Below are 20,612 nucleotides of genomic sequence, written 5' to 3'. Positions count from 1 at the left end.
GATTATCATGAAAAAGAATATAATGTATCTGGCAGCTTTTATTAGCTTGGTTTTTGCTGCCTGTAATCCGTTAAAGGATGAGATAAATAATATAAAACCAGTCGCGGAAAACAGAACATTAACGATTGCCAGTACGACACTTTATGCGACTGCCGATGCAGCCAATACAGGTATTGCTGCAATGCTGAATACTAACTATCCGCATCTGACCAATGGATATAAAGCAAATGTAACTTACAGCTTTAAGACAAACACAATAAAGCCGGCCGACAGTGTTTTTGCTAATATACAGTACACTGTAACTACTAATGATTATACAGATGCGGCCGCAGCAGTAGGTAACGGTACATTTAAAACTTACAGCGTTGCCCAGGCAGCAGCTTTCCTGGAGTGGAAATACCCACAGGCTATAACACCTGCATACAAACTGGTGTTACTTACTTACCAGTTCTTTCAGTCCAATGCTACACCATCAGCAGGGGTTACAGTTACAGACGCGTTTCTATTGTTGCCTAACGGCTGGCAGAAAATATATCTAGTGTTGCCAGCCCAATACGCTGCTTTGGGAAGAGGAATCAACAACGGGTTTACTTCGGCTGATGTAGCCAACCTGCCTGCTTATTTTAATACGTTATTGAAATCAGATCCTAGCATAGTGGCTCCTAAAGTTGGTGATGTGAGGTATGTGACCTACAAGTATATGCAATCTGGTACTATCATGCATCAAAAGGTATATGCGCTTAGTTACGATATTACGGGCAACTGGGTGCCATCGCTTACGCTTGCCTTTCTAAAAAAGGATAGTAAATGGATACCAGACCCTACTATTTATTATACTTTGGTAAGGGCAGACTATAATACTATCGGAGGCAGCACTGCCGGAACAGCAGCCGGACGTGGCAACTTAGCACAGTTCGGTTCATTTGATGTAACTGGTGGTGCCAATAACTGGACAGAGGCTCAAATAGCTGACGGATTAATTGTAATCCTGAACGTCAAGTATCCGAATGCTCCGGTAGATCCGGGTGTTTCATATAAAGTTACTTATGCGCTTTTCAGAGGAGCAACTCCGACAGGAACTAAATCTTTTATCAAAACAGCAACAGGCTTTGTTATTGCGCCTGAGAACTAAGATCACTTTAATTTAAAAAGCCCTGCTTCATATTTTGAAGCAGGGCTTTTTTGTTTTTATGGACACCCTTAAACCACCTTATTACAAAGCTTAAACTAATCCCATAATTAACCTATACTTAATTCACAGTAACCCCACCTTTTTATATAAAAACGTGGGGTTACTGTGGGGTCATGGTGGCCTAATGGTGGGGTCAATAATAACATGCCTAAACTAATTATACTTAAAGGAAATTAAAGCCTGATCAGGCTCCGCGGATAAATATTACAGTTCATCCTGAAATATTTACACCTCATGGATTATTTGTTTCTCTACTGATCACTTATGCACAGCTTTGCATCACTAAAAAAGCAAATGTATTATGTTGACCGGTAGTTTTTCAGAAAATAATAAAGACGTACATGTTCTTGGTGATGCCTTAGACCTGACTGCATTACACCATACTGTTCGCAAAATTATGTTAGTCATCCTTGATTACCTGCCTGTTGACAATGATGCGTTCAACATCCTCGTTAGTTTTGTCGAACGGATAGAGCAGGCCTATCTGGGCAAAGCGCTTAACAAGCAGTTGCATGCCTGTCACCGTCAGTTGAGTTATCAGGGTTTTATCACCAATCATAAAGAATTACTAATCGTAAACCATCTACTCAATACTTTATCCGCATATACAGTTTTGGATGAAATGGATTAGGCGAATTTGATCTGCCTTGAAAAATTTGCAAGACAAACCGCTACATCAGTTAAGGATAAAAGCCATATAAATGATTCTGACCTGCACTTGAACATTAAGACCTTTATTGAAGGTTTCAGCTGTAGAATCACCAATTCCGGTCCAGACGATATTTTTCTAAAACAATGAACATCATGAAATATACCTTAATCACCGGAGCAAGTTCCGGATTGGGCAAAGAGTTTTCTATTCAGTGTGCCGCAAAAGTAATGAACCTCATTATGATCGCCCTGCCCGGAAGCAATACCATATCTCTGGCCGCCAACCTTCAAATAGAGTATAGCATAGATGTAAGTGTTTTTGAATTTGACCTCACAGATAGTATTTTATTGATCGAAAAACTCAATCATATTCTTGAAAGGTTTGAAATTAATTTTCTCATCAATAATGCGGGGATTGGAGGAACGGTTTCGATTAGAGAAAGCTTGATGGAGGCGATAGACAGGATTTTGCAAGTCAACATCAGGAGTATGGTATTGATCACACAAACGATGCTGCCGTATCTTTTGAAGGAACAGCCTATATCATGAACATAGCCAGTATGGCCGCTTTTACACCGATTGCTTATAAAACTGTTTATCCTGCATCTAAGGCCTTTATATCCTCATTTTCATTGGGACTAAGGGAAGAGCTGAATGATACCTCAATTTCTATAAGTGTAGTTTACCCCGGACCAATAATGACCAATTCAGGTGTCTCTGCCAGAATCATAAAGCAGGGGATAAAAGGTAAGATGGGTTTATTGTCGACACCGGAAATTGCCCGAGTAGCTTTAAGGCAAACGCTGGTTGGAAAGGCTATAATCATCCCGGGTTTCTGGAATCGACTCAATCAGCGTCTGATGGCCATGCTACCAATGGAAATCAAGCTAAAAATTGTATCGCAAGCAGTAAAAAAAGAATTAGCAATCAAATAATAGATATGGAAATTGGTAAGGTACTGGTAACCGGTGGAAATGGTTTTTTGGGTTCTAATGTTGCACGGGAGCTTTTCAGAAGAGGTTATGAAGTGAAGTTGATGATGAGGCCATCGGCGGATACTAGTGTGATTCCTGATGTTTCATGCGAATTATATTGTGGAGAAGGATCAGGCACCAAAGTAGCATTGAATTCAGCATATAGATTAGTGAAGAGATTCAGAATTCAGGAATGGTACCACCGGCCACGCTACAGATGCTTGTGGAAAATGCTGTAAAACATAACCGCTTTTCAGGAAACGATCCGCTGCGTATTTGCATAAGGGAAGAGGATGAGTTTTTGGCCATTACAAATGACCTGAGAAAAAGGATGGGGGTACAAAATTCCATTGGCGTTGGTCTGGAAAACATCAGCAAAAGATATGAACTGACCAGCGACAAAAGGATAGAGATTACAGAAACAAAAGATAAATTTATAGTTAGGGTTCCAATAATAAACAATGATGAAGGTCATCATATTTGAGGATGAAAAACACAATGCAGAACGGCTGATTCAGTTATTGGAGAAGTGTGTTCCTGATGTTAAAATAGCAGCAATCATTGAATCCGTAGAGGAAGGTTTAAAATGGTTTGCTTGCAACAATGCGAAAGATGTGGAGCTGATATTTATGGATATACAGCTCTCTGATGGGAATTGCTTTGAGTTGTTTGAGCAACAGGAAATCCTCATTCCGGTAATTTTTACTACAGCGTATGATAGCTTCGCACTACAGGCTTTTAAAGTTTATAGCGTAGATTATTTACTGAAACCCATAGACCTTAAAGACCTCAAACGTGCTTTGGAGAAATACGCTTATTTTAAGCTGCCTGCAAATCCTGCGCTAAATATATCCAGGATTGCGGAGGAATTTTCTAAGCGTGAAAACACGCGGTTTATTGGTAAGATTAACAACCAACTCATTTATGTAAAGGCTAAGGAAATTGCACACGTCCATTTTTCGGATGGACTCACCTGGGCTACTACTATGGGCAGTCAGAGAATACCTCTGGATTATTCTCTCGATCAAATGGAAAAACTGCTGGATAAGAACTTATTCTTCCGGATCAACCGTAAACTGATTGTACAGATTGATGCAATAAAGAAAATCACCATCTATTACAACAGTCGTTTTGTATTGCAGCTGGCCCCGGAAATAGATATCGATGCGATCATCAGCAGAGAAAGGGTTGCTGGTTTTAAAGCCTGGCTGGAAGGGCAGGAAATCGCGTAGTTGTCTAAATCATTGCCTTTATTAAGGTCCCAAGGATCTTGATCTTTTTCTCTATCTCATCGGTCCATTGTAATCCGAAACTTAGCCTCAGGCAATTGTCGAACTGATCCTGCAACGTAAACATTTTTCCGGGCGCTATGCTTATTTTATGCTTTATGGCACGCTCATAAAGTTCAAGTGTATTTATCTTCCCGTCCAGTTCTATCCATAGAAAATAGCCGCCCAATGGCTGACTCACACGCGTGCCTTCCGGGAAATGGCTGGCAATAGCGCTGATGTATTTCATGCTATTGTTGTACAAAGTCTGTCTCATTTTTCTTAAATGATTTTCATAACGCCCGTTTTTAAGAAAATCGGCCACCACCTCGGATGTAATGGTTGTAGAGGAGATGGAGTGATTTAATTTGAGCCTGATTACTTGCTCCTTGAAAATACCGGGGGCTACCCAGCCAACCCTGTAGCCCGGAGCAAGTGTCTTCGAAATGGAATTGCAATAAAGCACCAATCCACTTTCATCATAGGTTTTACAGGTAGAAGGACGGTTGTTGCCGAAATACAAATCGCCATATATGTCGTCTTCAATCAATGGCACATTAAAATGCTGAAGCAGCTTAACCACTTCTTTTTTATGTTCATCAGGCATAGAAGAACCGCAAGGGTTATTGAAATTACTGACCAGGATGCATGCACTGATGTTGTTCGAAGAAAGTGCTTTTTTCAGCGTATCAATCTCTATTCCTGTGATCGGGTTTGTTGGCAGTTCCAGTACATTCAGTCCAAGGCTTTTGGTCAGTTGCAGTATCCCAAAATAGGCGGGGCTTTCAATAGCAATGGTATCGCCTGGTTTGGTAAGTGCCTGTAAACAATAGGATACTGCATTCATACATCCGGAAGTGGTGATCAGATCATCCTCATTAAAACTGGCTCCCCAGGAAAATGACCATTTCGCAATCTCTCTTCTCAGTTTTTCGTTGCCCTGTACCTGATCGTAGGCTGTTCCGCTGCCTGGAAGACTCCGGGTTGCATGTATCAACGCTTTGTTTAGCTTGGCAATGGGAAGCAAGCTGACATCGGGTACGCCCAGCGATAGTAACGTGATCCCGGGGTCTGTACTGTCCTTATGTACCCTGGTGATCAGATCATCCTGATGACGGGGTTTTTGTATGCTGGCGGGCTTACTGGTATTTGGTACGTCCATTCGCTTTTTGGGCGGCAGGCAAACGTAATAGCCCGACCTGGGTCTGGTTTCAATCAACGATCTGCTTTCGAGTTCATAATATGCTTGTGTTACCGTACTCATATTGTGTCCAAGTTCGCGGCAAAGCATCCTTACAGAAGGTAGTTTATCTCCCGCCCTCAATACTTCGTCCGTAATTTGTTTTTCAATCCGGGCAGCTATCTGCATGTATAAAAAAGGTTCGGTATGTTGTTTTCTCATATCGGGCTTGCTGAACTGTGCTGGTCAAAAATAATAAAATTGTATCTGTATTGGTTGGATTGTTTTCCTGAAATTTGTTGAACACCATTAAAATATAGTACAGCATGGAAATTTTAAACAGCACAATCGAAGATATAGACACCCTTTTTAGACTTTATGAGGCAGCTACGGCTTATCAAAAAGAAGTGGGTATAAAAAAATGGAAAGGATTTGAACGTGCATTGGTCGAGCAGGAAATCCAGGAAAAAAGGCAGTATAAAATCATTGAGGATGGAAAAATTGCCTGTGTTTTTGTGATCACTTATAATGATCCCTTGATATGGAAAGAGGCGGATGCTGATCCTGCAATATACATTCACCGCATAGCGACAAATCCGGATTACAGAGGCCGTTCTTATGTAAAACATATTGTAAATTGGGCAAAGAAACATGCCGCAGAGCAGAACAGGAAATTTATCAGAATGGATACAGGAAGCGGTAATGACCGGTTGAATAATTATTATATCAGCTGCGGGTTTACCTATAAGGGAATTACAGGTATAGAACAGACTGAGGGATTGCCTGAACACTATAAAAACGGAACTTTCAGTCTGTTTGAAATTGACCTCTCAAAGCTTGCTTTTTATCATGTAGATGCTTTCACTGACCAGCTTTTTGAAGGGAATCCTGCTTGTGTGGTTCCATTGGAAAACTGGCTTCCTGATGCGATACTGCAAAAAATTGCTAAAGAAAATGCAGTGCCTGAAACCGTGTTTTTCATTCCTGAAGGTAGAAATTTTCACATCAGGTGGTTTACTCCGGAACATGAAATGGATTTATGCGGACATGCAACACTGGCAACTGCACATATTTTGAAAACTGAGCTGTACCGGGGAGAGGATAAGTTCAGGTTCCATTCAAAAAGCGGACTGCTGGAGGTGGAAGTAAATGGAGATCAGTTCACGCTGAACTTTCCTTCGAGAAAACCTGTAGCGGCAGAATTGCCGGCAATCATATCGGCTTCATTGAGTAAACAACCGAAACAGGTTTTAAAATCAAGGGACTATGTGCTGGTCTATGACACAGAACAGGAAGTACGTGAACTTGTATTGGATAGGGCAATGCTGGAACAGATAGATCTGAAACCGGGCGGTATTATTGCTACAGCAAAGGGTGAACTGGTGGACTTTGTATCCAGGTTTTTTATTCCCCAGGCCTCGATTTTTGAAGACCCGGTTACAGGATCTGCACATTGTTCGTTGATTCCTTACTGGTCAGAACAACTTGATAAAACCGAAATGGATGCCTTGCAGGTTTCTGAAAGAGGAGGAAAATTACGATGCGAACAGTTGGGAGACCGGGTGCTGATCACCGGAACTGCCGTGACCTATGCTTCTGGTTTATTGAAGGTTTTCTGATTACTCAGGACTTAAAATATTGCTTAACTTTACGTCATCACTAACTAATTAATTTATCATGAAGAAGACAGTTTATCTGTTGCTGTGTGCATTGGTTTTTTCCTTTGCCGGTACAGTAAAAGCAGATGAGGGAATGTGGATCCCAATGCTGATAGGCAAGAACTATGAGCAAATGAAAAAGCAGGGTTTTAAACTCACTGCAAAAGACCTTTACAACGCAAACGGCTCTAGTTTAAAAGATGCAATTGTACACTTTGGCGGATTTTGTACAGGGGAGATCGTTTCAGACAAAGGATTGATCTTTACCAATCACCATTGCGGTTATGATGCGATCGCTTCTAATTCTACGGCTCAGAACAATATCCTTGACAATGGTTTTTATGCTAAAAACTATGGTGAAGAAAAGCCGATCAATGGCTTATTTGTTCGTTTCCTGCAAAGGATGGAAGACGTGACAGCGAAAGTAAATGAAGCAACTAAAGGATTAAAAGGGACAGAAAAGGATTCAAAAATGCTTCAGGTATTTGATGCAATTGCAAAAGCTGCAGTTACAGGGCCTACTATCGAGGCGAATGTGAAAGATTTTTACAAATCAAACCAGTTTATCCTGTTCGTTTACGAACGTTTTGACGATGTTCGTTTGGTAGGTGCGCCGCCACAAAATATTGGAAAATTTGGCGGTGATACGGACAACTGGGAATGGCCGCGTCAGACCGGAGATTTTTCTGTATTCAGGGTATATTCAGCAAAAAGCAATGCTCCTGCGAAATACTCGGTAGAGAATGTGCCCTATAAGCCTAAAAAATTCCTTCCCGTCTCTATAAAAGGGGTTAAGAATGGTGATTTTTCTATCGTTTATGGTTATCCAGGCCGTACCGACAGGTACCTGACTTCTTACGGTGTAGACCTGGCGACTGAAAAAGTTAGTCCAACTATCGTAAAACTACGTGACATTCGTCTGAAAGCATGGAAAACAGAAATGGATAAAAGTGTAGATACCCGTTTGAAATTGTCTTCTAAATATGCAAATATTGCAAATTATTGGAAGTATTACATCGGACAGACAGAGCAATTGAAACGTCTTAAAGTTTCCGAAAACAAGCGTAAGGAAGAAAAATCATTTACGGAATGGGCTGCTCAGAAAACAGAATTTGCCGGTTTAATGGAGCAGTATGACCAGATTTATAAAAATTATGATCCTATTGCTGTTCAGCGTACTTATATCAATGAAGGCTTTTTGGCTTCGGGATGGGTAACGAATGCAATTACCATCGGTCGTTCATGGGCTGCTATAGCGCAAAAGAAGGACGATGCGGCTTTCGCCGGACAAGTTAAGACAAGTGTTGATCAGGGCATCGCTGCTTATGAGGAAACTTATAATGAAAACGCAGATAAAAAGATCTTTGCACAAATTTTAGCAGCATTTTACAATGATGTACCTGTTAAGTCCCAGCCTAAGTTTTATGCGGAGATTGCAGAGAAGTACTGGACAGGAAATCCTGAAACTACCTTCCAGAAATACACAGACTACCTGTGGGAGAACAGCAAGTTGATCAAGCCTGAGAAATTAAAAGCATTTATGGCCACCAATCCATCTTTGGATGCTATAAAAGAAGATCCAGGATATAAATATGCGATGAATCTGTATCCCGCTGATTATATCAAGGCCAATTTTGGTTCTGCGGTAGCTGATTTTGAAACTAAAAAGGCAGAACTGGATCATTTGTACCTGAAAGCAGTACTGGAGAAAAATGCTGGTAAACTGATGTATCCTGATGCAAATTCGACGATGAGGCTTACTTATGGTAATGTACAGGATTATTCTCCTAAGGATGGCATGACTTATAATACCACGACAACTATTGATGGTATCATTGCAAAATACATCCCCGGTGATGATGAGTTTGATTTACCTGCAAACCTCATAGAAAATTACAATAAGAAAAACTTTGGTCAGTATGGTAATAACGGAACCTTAACTGTTGGTTTCATTACGAATAATGACATTACAGGAGGAAACTCGGGTTCTCCGGTGATCAATGGCAATGGCGAACTGATCGGTCTTGCGTTTGATGGTAACTGGGAAGCGATGAGCGGTGATATCGCCTTTGATAAGAAATTTAAGCGTACCATTTGTGTGGATGTACGTTATGTGCTTTGGTGCATAGATGTGCTTGGCGGTGCTAAAAACTTAATTGCGGAACTGGATATCAGAAAAGATGCGCCAGCTGCTAAGAAGGTAAGCAGTAAAAAATAGAGACTTGGGTTTTCAAAGAAAATCAATGGAGAGGCTGTCTGAGAAGACAGCCTCTTTTTTATATTAGCTTTTTGCTATAAGGGTTTAGTAATATTAAAAACCTTGTTTTTTATGGATGGAGTTTTATATCTTAGCTTAACGCACGATATAAATTTAAACCAAATATGTCTTTCTTCTTTTCTAAACCTGTCAATGCAACCTTTGGATTAGCATGTACTGCTATCTTTTTATTTACCCAGGCAGCTGTCGGGCAGATAAAGACCTATGAAGGTGCTGGCAATCTTAAGTACGTAGATCCCAGGATCGGGAATGTGGGTGCGATTTTAGAACCTACACGGCCAACAATTCAGTTGCCAAATCAGTTGATCAGAATGACGCCGCAAAGGGCGGATTATATGGACGATCAGATCAGCAGCTTTCCGCTGACAGTAGTTTCTCACCGTCAGGGGCAGATATTTTCCATCAAACCGAGTACTGTAATGCCAAAACCGGGCGAATGGGGGAAAAGATTGACTTATGATCATGACCTGGAAATCAATCGTCCGTGGTATTATTCGAACTGGCTGGTAGATGAGGAAATTAAAGTTGAATTTGCACCTGGTAAGAAGGCTGGTTTCTATCAGTTTGAATTCCCTGAGAAAGGTGAGAAAATAGTCTTGTTTGACAGGTATAATGGCGGGACTAACGATTATAAGTTTCTTTCCGGCACGGAAATTACAGGGGTTGAAACTTATAACGGGATTAAAATGTACATGTATGGGGAGTTCAATACCGGCGCGCTGACAGAAACAGGCGTTATAGAAGAAGATGGTGATGGCAGGGTACGTAAAAGAGTATGGGTCAGGTTTACAGTAAATGCACCCAAAGTAATTAAGTTCAAATATGCCATTTCTTATGTAAGTCCGGAACAGGCGAAAAAGAATTTTAATAAAGAGCTTAAGGGGGTTAGTTTTGACCAACTGGCAAAACAAGGAGAAGAGGCCTGGTCTAAGGTGATCAACCAGATTAAGACCAAAGGGGGTACGGAAGCTCAGAAACGCTCTTTTTATACTGGGCTTTACCGTTCTTATGAACGCATGGTTGATATCACTGAAGATGGGCAGTATTACAGCGGATATGATAAAAAAATCCATAAAACTACCCGTCCTTTTTATGTGGACGATTGGGTTTGGGATACTTATCTTGCTCATCACCCATTACGCACTATCCTTAATCCTGAACAGGAAGCAGATATGTTGAACTCTTATGTCAACATGTATGAGCAGAGCGGCTGGGTGCCTACATTTCCTTTGATCTATGGTGATCATGCCTGCATGAATGGCTTTCATTCGACCATCAGCTTTTTAGATGCCTACAATAAGGGCATCAGGAATTACGATGTAAAAAAAGCATACGAAGGGATGCTGAAAAATGCGACCCAGGCTACCATGCTACCCTGGAAGAATGGACCGAAAGGGCCACTGGAAGATTTTTACTATGAAAAAGGCTTTTTTCCGGCACTAAAGATAGGTGAAAAAGAAACCGATCCTAATGTACATGGCTGGGAGAAACGCCAGTCGGTCGCAATTACACTTGGTCATAGCTATGACGACTGGGCGCTGGCTCAGTTTGCAAAAGAACTTAAAAAGCCGCAGGACTATGACCGGTTTATGCTGAGAAGCAATAATTATAAAAACCTGTGGGACAGCAATACACAGATGTTCCTGCCAAAAGACAAAGATGGCAACTGGATTAAGATAGATCCTAAGTTTGACGGAGGTATGGGTGGACGTGACTATTATGACGAGAACAATGGCTGGACTTATTTATGGCAGGTACAACATGATGTAAAAGGATTAATCGGACTTTTTGGAAGCACGAATAGTTTTGAAGATAAACTGGATCAGCTTTATCGTGAACCCCTTGGAAGAAGTAAATATGAGCTCTGGGCTAAATTTCCTGATTTCACAGGAATCACGGGCCAGTTTTCTATGGGCAATGAACCAAGCTTTCACATTCCTTATTTGTATAATTACACGAGTTCACCATGGAAAACCCAGAAGCGCATCAGGTTTTTGCTGGATACCTGGTTTAAAGACAACGTGTTTGGTATTCCCGGCGATGAAGATGGAGGTGGCATGTCTGCTTTTGTGGTGTTTTCTTCAATGGGCTTTTATCCGGTAACACCGGGAACTCCAGTATATACCATCGGCAGCCCTGTATTTGAAAATGTAGTTATAGACCTGCCGGGAGGTAAACAATTCCAATTGGTCGCAAACAATTGTTCGGTGGTTAATAAGTATATTCAAAGTGCTAAATTTGATGGAAAGGTACTCGATACCCCTTGGTTTACACATGAACAATTGATTTCCGGTGGCAAACTGGAACTTGAAATGGGACCTAAGCCTAATAAAACATGGGGCTTGGGTAAGTAATAGATTAATAAATAACAAAGTTTATCGGCAGATATGAATTCAATAGTTAAAAATTTACTGATCATAATGGCACTTTTATTGCCTTCAGCGCTTCTGAAAGCCCAGGACTGGGCCAATCTTAAAAGGTATCAGGAAGAAAATGCAAAATTGGGCGTTCCTGCGGCCAATGAAAACCGGGTGGTTTTTATGGGTAATTCGATTACTGAGGGCTGGAAAAATAACCGTCCTGAGTTTTTTTCTGACAGGCCTTATGTTTGTCGCGGGATTAGCGGACAAACTACTCCCCAGATGCTGGTTCGTTTTCACCAGGATGTGGTGGCGCTGAAGCCAAAAGTAGTGGTCATGCTTTGTGGTATCAACGACATTGCCGGAAATACTGGTCCCTCTACACTGGAGATGATTGAAGATAACATTGCTGCCATGACAGAGATCGCCCGCGCCAATAAAATCAGGGTTGTACTTTCTTCTGTGCTTCCGGCTTATGATTTTCCCTGGAGACCGGGTCTGGAGCCGGCCGGTAAAGTCATTGCCCTTAATAAATGGATCAAGGCTTATGCGGAGGAGCAAAAGTTCATTTACGTGGATTATTTCTCTGCGATGAAAGATGAGAGAAACGGGTTGCCGAAAAGCCTGGCCGGAGATGGTATACATCCGAACAAAGCAGGATATGCCATCATGGAGCCGCTTGTAGAGCAGGCCATTGCAAAGGCATTAAAACAGAAATTTAAATAGGCTTAGTTGTAAACAAACTCTCCGTTTTCAGTAAGAATCGTTACCTGTTTTTTACCTGAAGCCTCTACCTTACCAATAATTTGTGCGTCAATGTTAAAGCTTTTTGATATTTCAATAATATCAGCAGCAATTTCAGCAGGTACATAAAGTTCCATACGGTGACCCATATTGAATACTTTATACATTTCCTTCCAGTCTGTTTCGGATTGCTCCTGAATCAGTTTAAACAATGGAGGGATAGGAAACAGGTTGTCTTTAATGATGTGGACGTTGTCGTTCACGAAATGAAGCACTTTAGTCTGGGCACCACCACTGCAATGTACAATACCATGGATCTGCGATCTGAAGCCTTCCAGTATTTTTTTAATTACCGGTGCATAAGTACGTGTAGGAGATAATACGAGTTTTCCAGCTGTTACAGTAGTGCCAGCCTCATCGATTTGAACAGGATCGGTCAGTTTCTTTCCTCCGGAGAATACCAGGTCAAAAGGAACTGAAGGATCATAGCTTTCAGGAAATGCTGTAGCTACCGATTTGTCAAACACATCATGACGGGCGGAAGTAAGTCCGTTAGAACCCATACCGCCATTGTATTCCGTTTCATATGAAGCTTGTCCATAAGAAGATAAGCCAACAATTACATCGCCGGCCTGTATTTTATCATTGCTGATGATTTTGTCGCGTTCTATACGGCAGGTAACCGTTGAGTCAACGATAATGGTACGAACCAAATCACCTACATCTGCAGTCTCGCCTCCTGTAGAATAGATAGAGATGCCCTGTGAACGTAGTTCGGCCAGGATTTCTTCTGTCCCGTTGATGATGGCTGCAATTACTTCACCTGGAATCAGGTTTTTATTGCGGCCAATGGTAGAAGATAAGAGGATATTGTCGGTAGCGCCAACGCATATCAGGTCATCAATGTTCATGATAATGGCATCCTGTGCAATACCTTTCCAGACCGATATATCACCAGTTTCTTTCCAGTAAACATAAGCCAGGGAAGATTTAGTACCTGCACCATCAGCATGCATAATGTTGCAAAATGCTTCATCATTACCCAGAATATCAGGGATGATTTTGCAGAAAGCCTGCGGGAAAATACCTTTGTCTATGTTCTTGATGGCTTGGTGCACATCTTCTTTCGAGGCAGAAACGCCGCGCTGGTTGTACCTGTTATCACTCATGTTGCTGCAAAGATAAAAAAATAACCCCTACTAATTAAAGCAGGGGTTATAAAACTAAAAAATAGTTAGCTATTAGGGGTTTGGTTATTTCAAAAATAATAATTCCCTGAACTTAGGTAGAGGCCATACACTGTCATCTACGATTTGTTCTAATTTATCAGTATGGTAACGGATGGTATCAAAGTAAGATTTTACTTTTTCATCATAATTGATTGCTTTCTCACGAGAGTCTTCAATTGCATTTACCTTTTTACGTTGCTCAAGCATTGCATCGATGCTGGTCTTAACGATATTTAAGTGTTCAGATACTTTGTTGATGATCGCCAAAGGAGTAGCTAAAGCGTCGTTTCCTAAGCCTAGTTCTTTTAATCCTTTTGCATTTTCGATCAAAGTGTTTTGATAAGCGATAGCAGCTGGAATGATCATGCTGTTGGTTACTTCACCCATAACCCTTGCTTCGATCTGAAGTTTTTTGTAATAGCTTTCTAACAATATTTCGTGACGTGCATGTAATTCGCGCTCACTGAAGATATTTAATTTAGCAAATAACTCAGTAGATTTTTCGCTTACGTAAGCATCTAAGGCTTTAGGTGTAGTTTTGATGTTAGCCAGACCGCGTTTTTCAGCTTCTGCAGCCCATTCATCACTATAACCATTTCCTTCAAAACGAATGTCTTTAGATTCCTTGATGTATCTTTTAAGTACGGTCAATAAGGCAACATCTTTTTTCTCACCTTTTTTGATCAGCTTATCAACTTCAACTTTGAATTTAATCAACTGATCAGCAACGATCGCGTTTAATACGGTCATTGGTGCTGAAGAGTTTTCAGATGAACCAACTGCTCTTAATTCAAATTTATTTCCTGTAAAGGCAAAAGGTGAAGTACGGTTACGGTCAGTCGTGTCAAAAGAGATCTGAGGGATTTTAGGAATACCTAACCACAGAGAATCTTCATTTTTTACTTTCTTGATGATGCTTCTTGAAGATTCGATCTCATCCAGAACCTCAGCTAACTGAGAACCAAGGAAGATAGAGATGATCGCTGGAGGAGCTTCGTTGGCACCTAAACGGTGATCGTTGCTTACAGAAGCGATTGAAGCTCTTAGCAAGTCTGCATGCTCGTGAACAGCTTTGATGGTGTTAACGAAGAACGTTAAGAACATCAGGTTGTTTTTAGGCGTTTTTCCTGGTGATAATAAGTTCTTACCAGTATCAGTGATCAACGACCAGTTGTTGTGTTTACCTGATCCATTGATGCCTGCATAAGGTTTCTCATGTAAAAGCACTTTGAAGTTGTGTCTCAAAGCAACTTTTTCCATCAAGTCCATCAATAATTGGTTGTGGTCAATTGCAAGATTGATTTCTTCGTAGATGGGCGCACACTCAAATTGAGAAGGAGCAACCTCATTGTGACGGGTTTTCAAAGGAATACCCAATTTTAAGGCTTCGTTTTCAAAATCTACCATGTAAGTAAATACACGCTCAGGAATAGATCCGAAGTAGTGATCTTCTAATTGTTGTCCTTTTGCAGACATGTGTCCGAATAAAGTACGGCCTGTTAAAGCCAAATCCGGACGTGCATTGTATAGTGCAAGGTCAACCAGGAAGTATTCCTGCTCGATACCTAATGATGCATTTACTTTAGTGATGCTTTTATCAAAATACTGGCAAACATCAACAGCCGCTTTATCCATAGCAGAAAGTGCTTTTAATAAAGGAGCTTTATAATCCAGGGCTTCGCCTGTGTAAGCAACAAATACTGTAGGAATACAAAGCGTTTTACCTGCTTTGCTTTCCATGATGAAAGCCGGAGAAGAAGGATCCCATGCAGTATAACCGCGCGCCTCGAAAGTGTTGCGGATACCACCATTAGGGAAACTTGAAGCATCTGGTTCTTGTTGAACCAATGCACTACCTGCAAATACCTCAATTGCACCATCACTGCTTGGCTCAAAGAATGAGTCATGTTTCTCAGCAGTAGTACCAGTTAGAGGCTGAAACCAGTGTGTATAATGTGTCGCGCCTTTACTCATTGCCCAGCTTTTCATAGCTGTTGCGATATGGTTGGCATCTTCATGGTTAATTAATTCACCCTGTTCAATTGAGGAAATAAGTTTTTGAAATACTTCTTTTGATAAGTAGTCTTTCATCTTTTTCTTATCAAAAACATTCACGCCAAAAAAATCAGAAATTTTAGTCGAAGGAGACTTTACTTCTGGTGAAATTCTTGTTTGTGCCTCTTTTAATGCAATTGTTCTTAAGCTTTTCATCTATTTATTTAAAGTTTGGTCAAAAATAGGATTTTTATTTAAATATTTCTGTCGAATTGTTTGTAAAAATACAAATGTCGATAAATATTTAAAGATATTTTAGAGTTTTTGGTTGTTTTTGAGGGGAAATAATGTAGAAATGGCAATTATTTTGCATCCGTTAAGTAAGCCTGAGCGATACTTTAATTATGAGATATTTAAATAGAAGCCTATTTAATTGAACCCTATTTAAAGATAATGAAAAAAAAGTAGGGTTTTTTGACATTTTCTCAATTTTCTTTATGGAATAACGAATTAGGTTTCATCGTGTATTTAAATTAACACTAAAACTTACCGTTATGCTAAACATTTCATCAAGTTTGTACAAGTCTGAGTGGCTCGATCTTGTATTTAAGAACCGCAATCAAAATTATGGTGCTTATGCCCTCAGAGCCCAGTCGGCAGGTACGACTACCAGAGCCCTGTTTATTGCCGGCCCACTTTTTATTTTGTTATTTGCCGGGCCACTAATTTATAAACATCTAAATCCCACAGCAGATATAGTCCCAGATCAGGAAGACACTTTAACATTTGTTGAAGTTGCCCCGCCAATTCATGAAATGACGAAACCTGAAGAAATGCCAATGCCTAAAGCAGAACCTTTAAAGGAAAAAATTAAAACCGTAGCGCTTCCCGGTAGTCCTGTGGTAGTTAACCATGAGGTCGTTACTGATCCTCCAACTTTAGAGGAAGTAAAAAATGCTGCAATAGGTCCCACTACTCAGGATGGTTTAGAAACCAATATTGCTGTGGCACCAGCAGTGGGCCATGGAAACGGCACAGGCACAGGCAGTGCAAACGGAGGTGAAGGAACAGGAGTAGATAATGGGGTTCATGAACTAGAGGGTGTAGAAATATTCCCGGAGTTTGAAGGGGGCATGAAAGCCTGGGCAAAATTTATTCAGAGAAATATGAGGTATCCTGATGCGGCTCAGGAGCGAGGTTTGCAAGGTAAGGTGTTCATTAGTTTTGTTATCGAAAAAGACGGTTCGGTCTCAAATGTGACTATTATAAAAGGTATAGGTGGTGGCTGCGATGAAGAGGCAACCCGCGTCATTAAAAAATCGCCAAGATGGAAGCCTGGTCGCCAAAACAATCAAAATGTTAGGGTTAGGTACCAAATGCCATTGTCATTTGCTATCCAGCAGTAAGCATTCGTACGCTCTCGGTACAGATAAGACGGGTTGAATAGGGTAAAGGGTTGTAATTAATTTTACAGCCCTTTTTTGTTGTCTAATTTTTTAGACAAAATATTTGTATTTCCTTGCTTGTCTAAAAACATAGACGTATATTGGTCCTATAAATACTCGTATATGAAAAAATCACTGATAATTTTTAGTTTATGTGTGTTCAGCGCTGCTGTGTCGGGACAAGAGCAAAAAAAAGGTAAAGTCATAGACCAGGCCTCTCTAAGGTGTTATTATTTGTTTAGTAAAAAAAATGAAGGTGAAGCAAAGCCGTACCGAAAGGATACTATGGTCTTAGAGGTCGGTTCGGTTGCCTCCAGGTTTTATAATCCGGCCAGACTGACAAGAGATTCTTTGGTAAATGCGAAGATGAAAAATATTGATCCGTCTTCTATTAAAAGTATAACCGTTTTTAAAGCTGATGCTGGTAAGGATTTGACTGGAATGCCCGGAACAGCAGCTTCCAGTTCAATAGAAGGAGAAAGCTATCAAATCATTAAAGACAGGTCCGCAAAAAAGGTGACTGTAGCGGACTATGTTAGTGTGATGAGGGATAAGTTTCAGTATGTTGACGAAATTGGGGCACTGCCCTGGAAAATATCAAAAGAGACTGATACTGTAGCTTCTTACACTTGTCAGAAAGCAACATTGAATTTTAGGGGGAGAGATTATGTAGCCTGGTTTACAGAGGATGTACCAGTCAATGACGGACCATGGAAATTCGGTGGTTTGCCCGGACTTATCCTGAAGATAGAAGATACGAAAGGTTTATTCTTGTTTGAACTGATTGGTCTTGATCAATTGTCAGCTCCGATCCCTATTGGAGTTGACGATTCAAAAAGTATCAAGTGTACCCGTGCTGAATTTGAAAAACAAAAGAAAAACCAAGGCGCAGGTATGCAGATCAATTTTAACGCCGGAGCGATGATCATCGCTGAGATGCCTGGTAAATTTGAATATTTTCCCATGGAATTGGAATGATCAGGCTGCTTGTATTAATCGTATGTTCGTTCTTTAGTTACGAATTAAGTGCTCAGACAGTGATTACCGGGACTGTAAGTAATAACACAGATGGAAAGCCTTTGGCGGGAACAAGTGTAACGATAAAGGATAAAACCGGGGTACTGGTTTACGGCCTCACTAATGAGAAAGGTGATTACAAGCTGAGTTTCAAAAGTGAAGAAGACAGCTTACAGCTCATTGTTGCAGGATTGAATTTTAAAAAACAAGTCCGGATGTTCGATAATAAAAGCCAGAACCTAAACTTTGCGATTATTTCAGAAACTATTAAACTTAAAGAGATTAAAATAAAGCCGCCTAAAATCAGGCAGCTCAGTGATACACTAAACTATCTTGTAGATGCTTTTTCTGATCAGAATGACCGTAGCATAGGCGATGTGCTTAAAAAAATGCCGGGTATTACTGTTAAGGATGATGGTGCTATCTTTTATAACAATAAGCCCATCAACAAATTTTACATAGAAAATAAGGATCTATTACAGGGGCGATACGGTATTGCTACAAACAACGTACAGGCTAAAGATGTGGCTACTGTGCAGGTTTTGGAAAACCACCAGCCGATAAAGGCATTAAAGGACAAAGAATTTACGGATGAAGGTGCTATCAATCTTAAATTGAAGGATGGCGCAAAGGGAGTGCTTGTTGCCAATGCACAGTTAGGTGCAGGAGCCTCTCCTGTACTTTGGAACAACGAACTGACCAGTATGTATTTTAATAAAGACCGTCAGAACATGAATGCTTATAAAGGAAACAATTCAGGACTCGATGCAGGGGCTGAATTAGCGTCTTTTTACGGCGGATCCGGAGGTGCCTCACCAAGTGGATCATTGTATGTACAATCTCCATCTTCACCTGGAATCAGTCAGAAGCGATACCTGTTCAACCGTTCGCATGCCGCAACGATCAATAACCTATGGGCTTATGATAAAGATTTTCAAGTGACTGCCAATCTGAATTACCTGAATGACAACCAGGAAAAGGAAAGTTACTCCCAATCAGTATATTATCTGCCTGGAGACAGTATGCTTACCATAGAAGAATCTTTGGCCAGTACCAGACAAATTAATTCGCTGGATGGCAGCTTACAGGTAAACGCAAACAGGGATAAGTATTATATGGACAACACGCTGAAATTTAATGGGAAATGGGCTGCGGAAAAAGGCAACGTATTAAATGGGAGCGAACTGGTTCAGCACCTGAATAGTCCTGCAATCAGTCTGAATAATAATTTTAGCATCATCAGAAATTACAAAAAAACCACTTTGAAGGTTTATAGTTATAATGCTTATAGTCAGGCGCCGCAAACCTTAAAGGTTCAGCCACTTTTATACCCTGAGTTATTTAATCAGCCGGGTACCCCTGGCGTTATGCAGCAATCCTTACACGAATCACAGTTTTCTTCCAGAAGCAGGGTAGTCTATGGATTGGATCATGGAAGCTTCAAACATAACTATGGGATTGGTTTTAATGCAAACCTGCAAAACTTTAGGTCTGATCTGCAGGCCTTATCAACTGACGGGATTTTGAGTGGAGCTGATGATTCTTTAAAGAATGATATGCAATGGAATACGTATGAAGTATTTATCAATCCGGATTATACTTATGCGAAGAATAAATTAAGGGTAAGTCTCAGTCTTCCTCTGACGTATAATTACCTGAATGTTGTTGACAAATTTGCCGATCATGATAAAAATAGTGATAGGTTGTTTTTCAATCCCTCTTTTAGCTTGAGGTATGAATTGACTTTACTTTGGAATGTTTCCTTCAGGGCACAAAGAAGTAATAATATAGGTGGGTTAAGCAATGGTTTTAGTGGGTATATTTTGCAGTCTTACCGCAGTTTGGTTCGAAACGAAAGCGATTTGCCGGAGCGGCAAGCTCAATCTTATAGTCTGGATGTCGGCTATCGGCACCCCATACATGCAATCTTCTTTAATTTCGGCACCAGCTATTCTAAAAATAAAAGCAACCTTTTGTATGGTTATGATTATAGTGGGATCAGGAGTCAGCAACGTACTTATAACCTGACCAATTACAACGAGGGCTACAACTTGTTTGGTAAAATAAGCAAGGGTATAGACGCAATTGCAAGCACACTGGTTGTTGATGTAAATTACAGCGGTTCCAAAGCTTCACAAATCAGTCAGGGCGAAATTGTCAACTTTAAAAATGAAAACTATGGTATAAATCCTTCTATTTCTACCAAAATAAAGAAGCTGGGTAGTTTCTCCTATAGCTATCAATACAATAGGAGTAAAAATAAAACTGAGCAGGGCGATAAGTTCAGTCCCATCAGTAGCATCAGGCAGCGGGGACAGTTTAACCTTTTTCCAGCCAAAACTCTGACTTTAAATATAGCATTGGAGCATTTCTACAACAGTGCAATTCGTGGGAAGAATGGATCGGATCAGTCCATGTATTTCTCCGATCTGGGCGCTAAATATACCTGGAAACGTATGGAATTTAACCTCGAATACAACAATATCTTCAATACAAAACAATATATATCCGCAACTTACAGTGATATTAGTACATTTTTTACCTCATACAATCTGAGACCGGCGCAAGTGATGATGAAGGTGAGGTTTAAGATTCTTTAATTGTTTTGTTGTCTATAAAAA

The 20,612-nt window shown here is 40.5% G+C and carries 17 protein-coding genes; 14 read left to right on the top strand and 3 right to left on the bottom strand.

Annotated features, from left to right (window positions below):
- The first annotated feature begins 7 nt into the window (after positions 1-7).
- From FA047_RS13110 to FA047_RS13085, 7 genes are all read left to right on the top strand, one after another.
- Positions 8-1,132, top strand: coding sequence for a hypothetical protein (locus FA047_RS13110; protein WP_136836511.1), 1,125 nt, complete (start codon positions 8-10; stop codon positions 1,130-1,132).
- Between the two features lie 361 nt (positions 1,133-1,493).
- Positions 1,494-1,823, top strand: coding sequence for a hypothetical protein (locus tag FA047_RS13105; RefSeq protein WP_136836510.1), 330 nt, complete (start codon positions 1,494-1,496; stop codon positions 1,821-1,823).
- 173 nt (positions 1,824-1,996) lie between these two features.
- Positions 1,997-2,392, top strand: coding sequence for an SDR family NAD(P)-dependent oxidoreductase (locus FA047_RS21005; RefSeq protein ID WP_262709988.1), 396 nt, complete (start codon positions 1,997-1,999; stop codon positions 2,390-2,392).
- Entirely contained in the window at positions 2,389-2,778 is a 390-nt protein-coding gene (locus FA047_RS21000; protein ID WP_262709987.1) for an SDR family NAD(P)-dependent oxidoreductase, read from the top strand. Before FA047_RS21005 ends, FA047_RS21000 begins: the two co-directional genes overlap by 4 nt.
- Before the next feature lie 5 nt (positions 2,779-2,783).
- Complete coding sequence (locus FA047_RS13095; RefSeq protein WP_136836509.1) at positions 2,784-3,056, top strand: NAD-dependent epimerase/dehydratase family protein; 273 nt, start codon at positions 2,784-2,786, stop codon at positions 3,054-3,056.
- Positions 3,011-3,301, top strand: coding sequence for a LytS family sensor histidine kinase (locus FA047_RS13090; RefSeq protein ID WP_169304402.1), 291 nt, complete (start codon positions 3,011-3,013; stop codon positions 3,299-3,301). Before FA047_RS13095 ends, FA047_RS13090 begins: the two co-directional genes overlap by 46 nt.
- Entirely contained in the window at positions 3,279-4,049 is a 771-nt protein-coding gene (locus tag FA047_RS13085) for a LytR/AlgR family response regulator transcription factor (protein ID WP_225872725.1), read from the top strand. Before FA047_RS13090 ends, FA047_RS13085 begins: the two co-directional genes overlap by 23 nt.
- 4 nt (positions 4,050-4,053) lie before the next feature.
- On the opposite strand, the gene FA047_RS13080 is transcribed toward FA047_RS13085, so the two are convergent.
- Entirely contained in the window at positions 4,054-5,487 is a 1,434-nt protein-coding gene (locus FA047_RS13080; protein ID WP_136836507.1) for an aminotransferase-like domain-containing protein, read from the bottom strand.
- A gap of 104 nt (positions 5,488-5,591) precedes the next feature.
- Between FA047_RS13080 and FA047_RS20875 the strand changes: the two genes are divergently transcribed.
- From FA047_RS20875 to FA047_RS13060, 4 genes are all read left to right on the top strand, one after another.
- A complete protein-coding gene (locus FA047_RS20875) occupies positions 5,592-6,884 on the top strand; it encodes a PhzF family phenazine biosynthesis isomerase (RefSeq protein ID WP_169304401.1) in 1,293 nt (430 codons plus the stop codon).
- A gap of 58 nt (positions 6,885-6,942) precedes the next feature.
- Positions 6,943-9,141 (top strand): S46 family peptidase, encoded by a 2,199-nt coding sequence (locus FA047_RS13070; RefSeq protein ID WP_169304400.1) that lies wholly within the window; start codon positions 6,943-6,945, stop codon positions 9,139-9,141.
- Positions 9,142-9,305: 164 nt separating this feature from the next.
- Entirely contained in the window at positions 9,306-11,555 is a 2,250-nt protein-coding gene (locus tag FA047_RS13065) for a GH92 family glycosyl hydrolase (protein WP_136836505.1), read from the top strand.
- 33 nt (positions 11,556-11,588) lie between these two features.
- Positions 11,589-12,287 carry an SGNH/GDSL hydrolase family protein gene (locus FA047_RS13060; protein ID WP_136836504.1) on the top strand — a complete coding sequence of 233 codons (699 nt, stop codon included), beginning with the start codon at positions 11,589-11,591 and terminating at the stop codon, positions 12,285-12,287.
- A gap of 2 nt (positions 12,288-12,289) precedes the next feature.
- Here the strand turns inward: FA047_RS13060 and FA047_RS13055 are convergent, their stop codons facing one another.
- Positions 12,290-13,474 (bottom strand): AIR synthase related protein, encoded by a 1,185-nt coding sequence (locus FA047_RS13055; protein WP_136836503.1) that lies wholly within the window; start codon positions 13,472-13,474, stop codon positions 12,290-12,292.
- Positions 13,475-13,558: 84 nt separating this feature from the next.
- Complete coding sequence (locus FA047_RS13050) at positions 13,559-15,745, bottom strand: glutamine synthetase III family protein (RefSeq protein ID WP_136836502.1); 2,187 nt, start codon at positions 15,743-15,745, stop codon at positions 13,559-13,561.
- 338 nt (positions 15,746-16,083) lie between these two features.
- On the opposite strand from FA047_RS13050, the gene FA047_RS13045 reads away from it, so the two are divergent.
- From FA047_RS13045 to FA047_RS13035, 3 genes are all read left to right on the top strand, one after another.
- A complete protein-coding gene (locus tag FA047_RS13045) occupies positions 16,084-16,935 on the top strand; it encodes an energy transducer TonB (RefSeq protein ID WP_136836501.1) in 852 nt (283 codons plus the stop codon).
- Between the two features lie 162 nt (positions 16,936-17,097).
- A complete protein-coding gene (locus tag FA047_RS13040) occupies positions 17,098-17,952 on the top strand; it encodes a GLPGLI family protein (protein WP_136836500.1) in 855 nt (284 codons plus the stop codon).
- Positions 17,949-20,591: a hypothetical protein gene (locus FA047_RS13035; protein ID WP_136836499.1), complete on the top strand. Its 2,643-nt coding sequence runs from the start codon at positions 17,949-17,951 to the stop codon at positions 20,589-20,591. The genes FA047_RS13040 and FA047_RS13035 overlap by 4 nt, the downstream gene beginning before the upstream one ends.
- Positions 20,592-20,612 lie beyond the last annotated feature (21 nt).

Source organism: Pedobacter frigoris, from assembly GCF_005116445.1.
Taxonomy (GTDB): Bacteria; Bacteroidota; Bacteroidia; order Sphingobacteriales; family Sphingobacteriaceae; genus Pedobacter; species Pedobacter frigoris.
Note: the sequence above shows the minus strand (reverse complement) of the source record. Positions and strands in the feature narration are given on the sequence as shown.